Source organism: Streptomyces sp. NPDC058470, assembly GCF_042721055.1.
Classification (GTDB): Bacteria; Actinomycetota; Actinomycetes; order Streptomycetales; family Streptomycetaceae; genus Streptomyces.
Genome location: NZ_JBHXMF010000001.1, coordinates 124,156 through 134,612 on the forward strand (window position 1 = coordinate 124,156; position 10,457 = coordinate 134,612).

Annotated in this window: 8 protein-coding genes and 1 pseudogene; all 9 read right to left on the reverse strand. The window is 73.0% G+C overall.

Annotated features, from left to right (window positions below):
* Positions 1-7 precede the first annotated feature (7 nt).
* On the reverse strand, positions 8-1,138 hold the full coding sequence (locus tag ACFWP7_RS00545) for a GNAT family N-acetyltransferase (protein ID WP_384373663.1): 1,131 nt from the start codon (positions 1,136-1,138) through the stop codon (positions 8-10).
* On the reverse strand, positions 1,135-1,791 hold the full coding sequence (locus ACFWP7_RS00550; protein WP_384373666.1) for a lipopolysaccharide biosynthesis protein: 657 nt from the start codon (positions 1,789-1,791) through the stop codon (positions 1,135-1,137). The genes ACFWP7_RS00545 and ACFWP7_RS00550 overlap by 4 nt, the downstream gene beginning before the upstream one ends.
* A gap of 17 nt (positions 1,792-1,808) precedes the next feature.
* Positions 1,809-2,921: a glycosyltransferase gene (locus ACFWP7_RS00555; protein ID WP_384373668.1), complete on the reverse strand. Its 1,113-nt coding sequence runs from the start codon at positions 2,919-2,921 to the stop codon at positions 1,809-1,811.
* Entirely contained in the window at positions 2,921-3,676 is a 756-nt protein-coding gene (locus tag ACFWP7_RS00560) for a polysaccharide deacetylase family protein (protein ID WP_384373671.1), read from the reverse strand. The genes ACFWP7_RS00555 and ACFWP7_RS00560 overlap by 1 nt, the downstream gene beginning before the upstream one ends.
* Entirely contained in the window at positions 3,660-5,426 is a 1,767-nt protein-coding gene (locus ACFWP7_RS00565) for a lipid II flippase MurJ (protein WP_384374115.1), read from the reverse strand. Before ACFWP7_RS00565 ends, ACFWP7_RS00560 begins: the two co-directional genes overlap by 17 nt.
* 419 nt (positions 5,427-5,845) lie before the next feature.
* The gene (locus ACFWP7_RS00570; protein WP_384374118.1) at positions 5,846-7,231 is read right to left on the reverse strand and encodes an O-antigen ligase family protein; all 1,386 of its coding nucleotides are present in this window, start codon (positions 7,229-7,231) and stop codon (positions 5,846-5,848) included.
* A gap of 16 nt (positions 7,232-7,247) precedes the next feature.
* Positions 7,248-8,693, reverse strand: coding sequence for an exopolysaccharide biosynthesis polyprenyl glycosylphosphotransferase (locus ACFWP7_RS00575; protein ID WP_384373674.1), 1,446 nt, complete (start codon positions 8,691-8,693; stop codon positions 7,248-7,250).
* Complete coding sequence (locus ACFWP7_RS00580) at positions 8,690-9,886, reverse strand: glycosyltransferase family 4 protein (protein ID WP_384373677.1); 1,197 nt, start codon at positions 9,884-9,886, stop codon at positions 8,690-8,692. Before ACFWP7_RS00580 ends, ACFWP7_RS00575 begins: the two co-directional genes overlap by 4 nt.
* Positions 9,887-9,926: 40 nt before the next feature.
* A pseudogene (locus ACFWP7_RS00585) lies at positions 9,927-10,457 on the reverse strand (DUF3344 domain-containing protein); the annotation flags it as partial.

The following is a 10,457-nucleotide window of genomic DNA, read 5'->3' on the forward strand; positions in this document are numbered from 1 at the left end:
GGGTCGTTCACGGCCTGCCGCCACCGCGCTCCCTCCAGCGACGCAAGAGCTCCTTGCCCCGGCTGCGCGCGGCGACGTCGCAGACGACCGCCGACATCAGCGGCGCCGTTCGCCGCCGGGCGAGCAGCAGGCGCTGGTTGACGACGGGTTCCGGGCGCCAGTGGTGCTTGTAGGGCTCGTCACCGCGCAGCAGGCTCAGCGCCGCGCGTCCGCCCGCCTCGGTGTGCTGGGCGCAGGCGTTGAGCAGTATCACCGCGACATCCGCCTTCCGTTCGCGCAGTTGCGGGTGGGCGCCGTACAGATAGCCGCCCGCCAGGCGCCGCGACAGCAGCGTGAGGTCCACGGCCATCACGGTGTCGTCGAGCCGGAACTCGGTGACCACCGCGTCCCCTGAGCGCACCATCGGGCCGACCGACCGGACCAGATGCTCGGAGAACCGCTCCTGAAGGTGTTCCGACGTCACCTTCCGTCCCTGCCACTGCAGTTGATGCAGTTCGAGCAGCCGTCGCAGCGCCGCGTCCACCTCGTCATGGCCTACGACACGCTGCTCGACCCCGAGCGCGCTGAGCTTGCGCAGCTTGGCCCGCACCCGCTGGGCCTTCGAGGAGGGGAGCCGGCCGACCAGTTCGTCCATCGAGGTGCCCGGCAGCTCCAGGCAGAGCGAGTCGCGTACCCGGCTGCGCGGCCCGCGCCAGCGCTCGAAGATCCGCTCCACCGCGCCGCCGGGCCGCACCTCGCGGAAGTCGATGAGCACGGTGCGGGCGGCCGCCGACAGCCCCTCGGTGAGCGTGGCCGCCGCCCGGTCGGCGTGCTCGTCGTCGATGAGGACGTCCCCGTAGTCGGAGATCGCCCCGCCGAGCGGCACGAGCGCGGGCAGCGGACGGCGTACACGCATCAGCGGTGCCACCGCACGCAGTTCGCCGCAGTCATCACGCACGAGCACCAGCCGCAGTCGGCCGGGGGTGCCGTAGGAGAGCCACCAGGAGTGCAGCCAGGCGTGACTCTGGAACGGGGTGGCCGTGGCGCAATTCCGGTACAGGCGGCCCCAGGCCGGGCCGAGCTCCGCGAACTCGCGTTCGTCGGTGACGAGTTCGGCCACCAGCGTCCCGGCGGCGGCGGTCTGCAGCGTGCCGCTCACATCTGCCCGCGCACATCGGCGGCCGTCGCGGGGCTCGGCACGGAGGCCGGGCGGGCGGCGTCCACGGTGCGCCGGGGACGGACCAGCAGCACCAGACCGCCGAGCAGGCCGCCCGCGCTGGCGCCCACCAGACCGGTCACGCCCGGCGAGGCCGAGGACGCCTCGGTGGGCTTCGTGGCGCGGGCGAACTGCTGGAGTTCGACGTTCGTCTCGGCCTTGGCGTCGTTCGCATGCCGGGTCAGCGCGCGCGAGACGGCGTTGGCCATGTCGGCGGCGAGGTCGGGGCGCGAGGACGTCGCCGAGACGGAGACCATCGGGGCATCCGGGGAGGTCGCGGTCTGCACGCTCTCCTGGAGCGTCTTCACCGGCACCCCGGCCCACACCTGCGCGTCGCCGAGCACGGCGAGCTGGGTGGCGACCCGGCCGTAGGCCTGGGCGAAACCGAGGGCGGCCGCCGGGTCCGACTTCTCGGTCGGTACGGCGACGACGTAACTCGTGGCCGTGTACGTCGGTGCCTTCACGACCCCGTACGCGCCGCCGAGCAGCCCGCCGAGCACGGCGCCGGCGGCGAGCAAGGACCAGGGGGGCATGGTCTTCGCGCGGGCGATGGCCGCTGCGTTCGGGCGGAGGCCTCTGGTGAGGTTTTCGGTCATCAGGAACTCACTCCCAGTCAGGTGCGGGTCACAGCGGCCGCGTACACGTCCATGAGCTGTGCGGCGCTGCGGGTGATGCAGTAGTGGTGGGCGGCGTCCGGTACCGAGCGGGGCGCGGGACCCTCCTCGCGGACCCTTCTCAGGGCGCGGGCGAACGAGTCCGAGCCGCCCTGGACCCGACGGGCACTGAGGCCTGCTTGTACCGGCAGGTCCTCGACGGCCGGGCAGGACACGTACAGCACGGGCAGTCCGGCCGCCATCGCCTCGACGACGGCCAGGCCGAACGCCTCCTCGGCGCAGGGCGAGGCGAGGACGTCCATGGCGGCTATCAGCGACGGCAGATCCGCGCCGGGCAGGCCGCCGGTGGGGCGCTCGCCGGTGAACAGCACCCGGTCCGCGACCCCGGCCTCATGTGCCGTCCGCCGCAGCACGTTCTCCTCCACGCCGCCGCCGACGAGCAACAGCCAGTAATCGCTGGGCAGTTCGGCCAGCGCGCGGATGAGTACGTCGAACCGCTTGCCCGCCGTGAGCCTGCCGACCCCGCCGACGACATACGCGCCCTCCGGCAGCCCGAGCCGGCGCCGGGTGCGCTCGCGCAGCACCGGGTCGAAGCGGAAGCGGGCCAGGTCGATGCCGTTCGGGACGACCTCGATGCGTGGTGCGGGCACGCCCCAGCGGCGCAGCCGGTCGGCGACGGTCGGCGAGACGGCGACGGTCGACCGGCCGAGCCGCTCGCTGGCCAGATACAGCGCCCGCACCCCCGCGCTCAGCCTGCGCCCCTCCATCTGGGAATCGCCGAGGGAGTGTTCGGTGGCGACGACGGCACTGACCCCCGCCAGCCGGGCGGCGAGCCGGCCGTACACGCAGGCCCGGTAGAGATGGGTGTGCACGAGGTCGTACCGGCCCGCGCGGATCAGCTTCACCAGGCGGGGGAGCGCGGCGAGGTCGCGGTTGCCCGCCATGCCGAGGTGAGTGACGCGCACACCGTCGTCGGTGAGCCCGTCGGCGACGGCGCCCGGGTTGGTGAGGGTGACGACATCGCAGTCGACCGGCAGGTGGCGCAGGAGCAGCCTGAGTTGCTGCTCGGCGCCGCCGACACCGAGGCCCGTGATGATGTGCAGGGCCTTCATCAGACTCCCTCGGCGGGACGCCGGCGCAGGCGGTGCAGCTTGAGCTTCAGCAGCAGGCGTACGGCGGTGTCGTTCTCGCCGATGTGGACGCGGGGGAGGGCGTGCGGGCCGGTCAGCGGGCCGGGGTCGATCGCGCAGGCGTACGTGTATCCGGCGTTCCGTACGGCGTCCACGACCCGCTGGTCGATCGTCCCGTACGGATAGCAGAAGCCCTCGACGTGAGCACCGATCAACTCCGAGAGCACTGCTCTGCTTTCGGCGACCTCGGCGTACACGAGGGCGTCGTCGGCCTGGGTGAGGTCGACGTGGGTGAGCCCGTGCGAGCCGATCTCGACACCCACGGAGGCGGCGGCGAGCCGGATGCCCTGCTTGCTCAGCAGCGGTTTGCGGGGGCCGAGCGGATCCCAGGCGTTGTCACCGCTCAGCCGGCCGGGCAGGACGAAGAGGGTGGCGCCGCAGTCGTGGCGCTGTAGGAGCGGCAGGGCGTTCTCGACGAAGTCGGCGTACCCGTCGTCGAAGGTGAGACCGACGAGGTCGCGCCCCTTGCCCCGGGCGCGGGCCGCGAGCAGGTCGCTCATGCTCACGCCTCGCAGACCGCGCCGCCGCAGCCAGGTCAGCTGCTGGTCGAGGCGGTCCGGGGAGACCGTGATGCGGTACGGGTCCTCGGAGGGGTCGCCCACCGAGTGGTACATGGCCACCCACGGAGCCGTCGTGTCGAGGCGTCTGGTGGCGGGTGTGTCAGCGGAAACGGGCATGCGGGAGCCTTTGTGTGAGCGAACGGAGGGCGGGTGCGAAGCCCTGGACCCCCAGGGCCCGGGCGAGCAGGGCGAAGACGACGGTCACGACTGTGCCGCCGGTGACAAGAGCGAGCAGGGGGGAGTCCACACGGCTCGCGCAGAGACCGCCCACCACGGCGGCGACCACCGCTGCGCGCACCGGTTTGCTGATCTCGGCGAGCACCTGGCGGGTACGGATCGGCACACTGCGCGGGCCCATGCCGTACAGCAGGAACACGGCGCTGATGGTGATGCCGAGAGCGTTGGCGGCGGCGATCCCGAGCACCCCCCAGTAGCCGACGGTCAGCGCGCCGATCCAGGAGGTCGCGATGATCCCCACGGTCATCGCGAACAGCGGGTACCAGGTGGGCCGCCCGCCCGAGAAGTACGAGCGGACGAGCGCGCCGACCAGGGTGTGGCCGAGCAGCCCGAGGGCGTACACGCGCATGACGGAAGCGGTGACCGCCGTGTCCTGCGCGGTGAACGCGCCCCGCTGGAATAGCAGTTGGATCATCTGAGGCGCGCACGCGACGACCACCGCCGTGCCCAGGAGCACCGTGCAGGAGACCAGCGCGAGATCGCGCTCCACGCGGTTGCGGGCGCGCTCTGTGTCACCCTCGGCGATCGCCTGCGCGACCACCGGGAAGGTGACGGTGCACAGCATCAGCGAGAGCACCATCGGCATCTGGGCCACTTTCTGGGCGTAGTTCAGATGCGAGATGGCTCCGGCGGGCAGCGAGGAGGCCAGGAAGCGTTCGATGAGGACCTGGGACTGGCGGCACAGGGCGAAGAGCAGCACCGTGGTGACCAGGCTCAGGTCCATCGGGCGCGCCTCCTCGGCGGTGCCCGGGCCTTCTGCCGCCTCCTGCTTGCGCCGGAGCTGCCGCCACAGCGAGGGCGCCTGCGCCGCCACCATCAGCGCGCTGCCCACCGCGACCCCGAGGGCCGCCGAGCGCACGCCCCAGTGGTCGCCAAGGACGAACATCGCCGTGATGATCCCGGTGTTGTACGCCACGTAGATGGTTGCGGGCGCGACGAACCGCCGGTGCGCCCGCAGCACCGCGCTGCAGTACCCGGCGAAGCCGAAGCCCAGGACGCAGGTCGCCGTCAACCGGGTGCAGTCCACGGCCAGTTGGGGATCGGGCAGACCGGGTGCGAGTGCCTCGACCAGGTAGGGCGCCCCGACGATCAGCAGCGCACAGGCGGCCACGAAGGCCAGCGACAGCCGGGGCAGGGTACTGGCGACCAGCGCACGGACCGGATCGCCCGCGGCTCCCTGCGCGCGCCGGGCCACCGCCATGCTGAACGCCGGGATGAGGATGAAGGCCAGCCCGTCCTCGATCAGCAGCGTCGAGGCGAACTCCGGCACCGTCCACGCCACCAGGAACGCATCCGTCTCCGACCCGGCCCCGAACAGATGCGCCAACGCCTGGTCCCGGCCGAGGCCGAGCAGCGCTCCCGCGATGGACAGCGCGACGGTGACAAGAGCGGCCTTGGCGAGGAAGCGGCTACCGGAGGAGGGCGGGTCATCGGGCTTCGGGGCGACCGGGGGCGCGGTACGAGCAGCAGGGAGAGGGACGGAAGCCGCCTGCCCCCGGGAACCGCCGGCGCCACCCGCGACGACACCGGGACCGGTTGAGGCCGGAGCTTTACTGCCGCCGGCTGTGTGCGTCACCGTGCTGGGGTTGGTTGTGCCTGGAGCCTTGGCGGCGTTGTCTGGGCGTGCCACGGCGCTGGGGTCGGTTGTACCCGGAGCCTTGGCGGCGTCGGCCGGGCGCGCCACCGTGCTGGGAGCGGTTGTGCGCGTACCTTTGCCGCCGCTGGGAGCGCGCGTCACCGTGCCGGCGCCGGTCGTGCCCGGAGGTTTGCCGGCGTTGGCTGTGTGCGTCACCGTGCTGGGGCCGGTTGTGCCCGCACTTTTGCCGGCGTCGGCCGGGCGCGCCACCGTGCTGGGATTGGTTGTGCGCGTAATTTTGCCGCCGCTGGGAGCGCGCGTCACCGTGCCGGCGCCGGTCGCGCCCGCAGTCCTGCCCGCGTCGGCCCGGCGCGCCACCGCGCTGTGACCTGTACCGCTGACCGTAGGCCCGGTCGCGCCGTCGACCTCGCCACCCGCCCCACCCTCGGCCTCCGCCCGAGGCGGCGTCACCGTCATCGCGTCGAGGCCTTCTCCAGTGATCCCGGAGCCGCCACCGGCCGAGACGGCGACCGCGGTGCCGAGGACGCCGGATCCATCAGCGCCCACCAGCCCACGAGCCCGAAGCAGACGGCGGTCAGCACGGTCGAAGGCCCGCCGATGTCGGCGTACATGAAGTCGATCAACTGCCAGCCGAGCAGCCCGCACGCGACCAGCGCGCAGTCGAGGCCGCCCCAGGCGGTGCCGATGCCCGACGTGGTCCGCCGGGTCCGTACGAGCCCCCGCAGCGCGCACGCCAGGAGTGCCAGCCAGCTGCCTGCGAGGGCGAGCAGTCCGATGAGCCCCTGTTCGCTGAGGACGAGGAGGTACATGTTGTGCGGCGAGAGCAGCGGCTGCTTGCGGAAGGCGGCGCCGGCGCCTCCGGTGTCGCTGCCCGAGGAGAGCGCGAGGGAGGCGTGGCCGTCGCGGTGGTCGGGGAAGCCCTTCAACCCGACGCCGGTCAGGGGGTGTTCACGCCACATGCCGGCGGCCGCCGCCCACATCGTGTACCGGTCTGTCACCGACTGGTCCGGCGCGTCGGTGACCTGCGTGATGCTGCTGACCCGCTCCTGGAGCATCGCGGAGCCGACACCGAAGCCGCCCACGAGGATCACCACCACGGCGGCCACCACCGCGCCCACCTTCACCGCCCGCCGCAGTCCCGCGAGCACCAACTGCGCACCGCCCGCCGCCGCCGTGGCGATCCACGCGCCCCGGCTGAAGGACAGCGCGAGCGGCAGCAGCAGTACCAGCGAGCACACCACGGCGGCCGTCCGCTGCCGGGCGGCGCCCGACCCGAGCGCCAGCCCCACCGCACACACCAGCCCGAACGCCACCACGGTCGCCATCCCCATGATGTCCGAGGCCCCGAAGGTCCCCACCGCCCGGATGTCCTCGCCCTGATAGGAGGCGCCGGTCCCGGTGAGGTACTGGTGCACCCCGATCGCCCCCTGCCACAGCGCGAGGCCGACGAACGACCAGGCCAGCAGCCGGAAGTCACGCCTGTCCCGCACCAGCAGCAGCACCGCCGCCGGGACCAGCACGAACACCTGGAGGTAGCGGGCGAGGCCGGTGATCCCGGCCCCGGGGCTCGCCGCTCCGGCCGCCGCGACCGCGATACCGATCACGGGCAGCCCGATGACCACCGCCGCCGTACGGGACAGGGGGCGCCGCCGGCCTCGTACGAGACGCACCGCGCAGCACAGCACGACGAGCCCGGAGACGGCGTCGGCCACCGTCGCGCCGCCCTCGCCGCCGGGCGCGACCGGCAGCCCGAGCAGGGCGATCACGGCGACGACGGGCAGCACGGGCAGCGCCCGCCCGAGGACGGATGTCAGGGTGCCCAGGGGCGAGAGGGGCAGGACTTGGCTCACCGGCTCAGCTCCCCGTCGGACGTACGAGCGCGGCGGCCGTGCGCAGCAGGATGCAGATGTCCTGCCACAGCGACCAGTTGTCGATGTAGGCGTTGTCGAACCGGCAGCGGTCCTCGATGGAGGTGTCACCGCGCAGCCCGTGGATCTGGGCCAGTCCTGTGATGCCGGTCCGCATCCGGTGGCGGGCCGCGTAACCGGGGTAGGTCTGGCTGAACTTCCCTACGAAGTACGGGCGTTCGGGGCGCGGCCCGACCAGGCTCATGTCGCCCCAGAACACGTTCCACAGCTGGAGCAGCTCGTCCAGCGAGGTGCGCCGCAGGAAGTGGCAGAACCGGCTCATCTCCCGTTCGTTCGCCACACTCCAGCGGGTCGCGGCCTCGTGCGCGTCGACCGGGCGATGGGTGCGGAACTTCAGCAGGGTGAAGGGGCGCCCGTCCTTGCCGATGCGCTCCTGCCGGAAGACCACGCCGGGCCCGTCGCTCAGCCGCAGCACGACCGCGCACACCAGCAGCAGCGGACTGACCAGCAGCAACAGCGTTCCGGAGACGGCGACATCGAGCAGCCGCTTGCCGATGCTGCCACGGCGGCCGGGGGCGGCCAGCTGTCGGCAGGAGAACCCCGCGAGCTGGCCGTGCAGTGCGTGCGTCCCGCTGTCGTACGACGGCGAGTCCGCGTCGATCTCCCACACCACGCAGCCCGCCTCGGCCAACGCCCGCAGCAGCGGCCCGCGTTCGCCGCCGGACTTCACCACGAGCGCGACCCGCACACTGTTCTGGATGAGGGCCCGCTGCACCTCCTCGCCGGTGGTGAGGACCGGCAGCCCGTCACCTCCGGTCGGCTGGTCGGCGACGATGCCCACCGGCCGCACTCCGCAGGCCGGATGGCGCAGGAAGGCCGCGGCCACCCGCTGAGCCGTTGCGGCCGGACCGATCACCAGGGCGGCACCGGGGCGCAGCACGAGGGACCTGCGCCGCCGCCAGTGCAGCGCGCCGCGGCCCGCGCAACTCGCCGCCGACTGCAGAACGCAGCCCACGGCCAGGGTCCGGGCGGACAGCGCGCCGGCGGGGAAGAGCGCGGCCAGCAGGGCCGCCGGCACGCACCAGGCCACCGCGATCCGCGCGCAGACCGCGGGCAGTTCGTCCAGTACGGCGGGCACGGGCTCGGCGCGGTACAGCGACGCGTGCGCGTTCAGCCAGACCACCCCGAGCACCAGCGCGAGGACCAGCAACGGCTGGCGCTGGGTCTGGGCGAGCGCAAGGCCGGCCAGCAACGCCGCACCGCCGTCCACGGCGAGCAGCGGCAGCCTTGAAGCCCGCCGCGTGGAAGACCGTTGGCCGGCCGGGAATCTGAAGCCGTCGGCGACCCCGCGAGGAGGGATGACCGAGACGGGCGAGAATCCGTACTCCCGGGGCTGTCCGCCCGGGGAGGGAACGGTGCTTTCCGCAGTCACGAGTGGATGGACTCCCTGCACTCGGTGGGTTCCCCGCTCGCGGTGTCCACGCCGAGCCTCGGAGTGAGCAGCTCGCGGTAGACGTCCGCGACCGCGTCGGCCGTACGGCGCACGTCGTGCGTGGTCAGTACGTGGCGGCGTCCCTGATGGCCGAGGGACTCGCACAGCAGCGGGTCGGACAGCAGTTCGGAGATGGTGTGGGCGAGCGGGCCCGGCGCCTGCGACGGCACCAGACAGCGCTCGCGGAGGTCCGGCGGCAGGCTCTCCCGGGCGCCGTCCACGTCGGTGAGCACCACCGGGCGCCCACAGGCCATGGCCTCCAGCGGAGCCAACGCCATGCCCTCCCAACGGGACGGCAGCACCACCAGATCGGCGGCCTGATACCAGGGGACGGCATCCTCGGCGGCCCCGGCGAACAGCACCCCGCCGGGCGCCTCGGCCCGCAGTGGCTCGGCGTCCGGCCCGTCCCCGACCAGCACGAGCCGGGCCGCGGGCATCCGCCGGACCACCTCGGGCCACGCCTGAAGCAGGACCTCCTGCCCCTTCTGCCGGCACAGCCGCCCCACACAGACCACCAGGGGCGTCGCCGGCCCGACCCCCGCTTCGGCGAGCAGCGGAATACCGGCTCGTACGGTGTCCACGGCCGCGGGGTGGAAGCGCGCCGGATCGATCCCGTTCGGGATCACACACCAGGGAGCGTGCACTCCGGCGCGTACGCCGGTATCGCGCTCCGCTTCACTGACACACACCACCCGGGAGGCCCAACGCGCCCCCCACCGCTCCCACTTCAGCGCGAGCCCCGCGGTGACCCCGCCGACGGCCTCGAACGACCAGGCGTGCGGCTGGAAAACGGTCGGCACCCGCCCGCGCACGGCGAGCCGGGCGGCCAGCCCGGCCTTGGCGCTGTGCGCGTGCACCAGATCGGGCCGCACATCCGCGACGACGCGCCCGAGCCGCCGTACCTCCTGAGGCAGCGATGGCCCCGGCGCACGTGTCGCCTGCCAGTCGCGTACGTCGCCGCCGAGCGCCTGGAGGGTTCGGGCGAGGTCGCTGCCGCCCGGGCATGCGACGGTGACGTGCGTTCCGGCGGCGAGCTGCGCCTTCACCAGGTCCGTCACCACCCGGGCGACACCGCCGTCGACCGGCTGGGTGATGTGCAGGACCCGCGACGGAGGGTCGGTTGACAGTTGCATGCGCGGTTCCTCGCTCACGGACGGCGCGCGGGCGCGCGCGTCACTGCTTCGCGTCGACGGCGGTGAACAGTGCCCCGACCCACGCCGTGTCCCGCTGCGAAACGAGCCGGAAGGTCAACTGGTCACCCCCGCGGCGGATCCCCTTACCAAGTTCGAGGACGTCCGAGTCATAGCCGAGCGTGTTCGGATACGCGGGAACCCGCTCGATCGCGTCAGGACCCGGCTCGCTGATCGTCGAATTGAGCACGTCGTCACGAGGGTTGGCCCGGTCGGCAAGCACGGTCGGCCCACCGCGTCCGGTCGACACGGTCAGCGAGTCGCCCCGGCTCCCGCGGTCGCCGTTGTAAGCGACAAGCCCCGCACGCCCTGCGGCCCCCTCGGGGAACCGCAGCCCGCGCAGCCGGATCACCTGGTCCTCGCGCGGGCCGAGCGAGTCGAAGCCGTCCCACATCGCCAACTGCCGCAGCGGCTCCGACTCCTTCTCGTACGCCACCATCAACGTCCAGCCGCCCCAGGCCCCCGCGGCGGAGCGGCCCATCGCCACATTGACCTGCGCCACCGTGTACAGCCC

What these genes read in the sequence shown, in the direction of transcription:
- ACFWP7_RS00580 (WP_384373677.1), bottom strand. Translation starts at nt 9,886, where the DNA reads ATGCAACTGTCAACCGACCCTCCGTCGCGGGTCCTGCACATCACCCAG.
- ACFWP7_RS00550 (WP_384373666.1), bottom strand. Translation starts at nt 1,791, where the DNA reads ATGACCGAAAACCTCACCAGAGGCCTCCGCCCGAACGCAGCGGCCATC.
- ACFWP7_RS00560 (WP_384373671.1), bottom strand. Translation starts at nt 3,676, where the DNA reads ATGCCCGTTTCCGCTGACACACCCGCCACCAGACGCCTCGACACGACG.
- ACFWP7_RS00555 (WP_384373668.1), bottom strand. Translation starts at nt 2,921, where the DNA reads ATGAAGGCCCTGCACATCATCACGGGCCTCGGTGTCGGCGGCGCCGAG.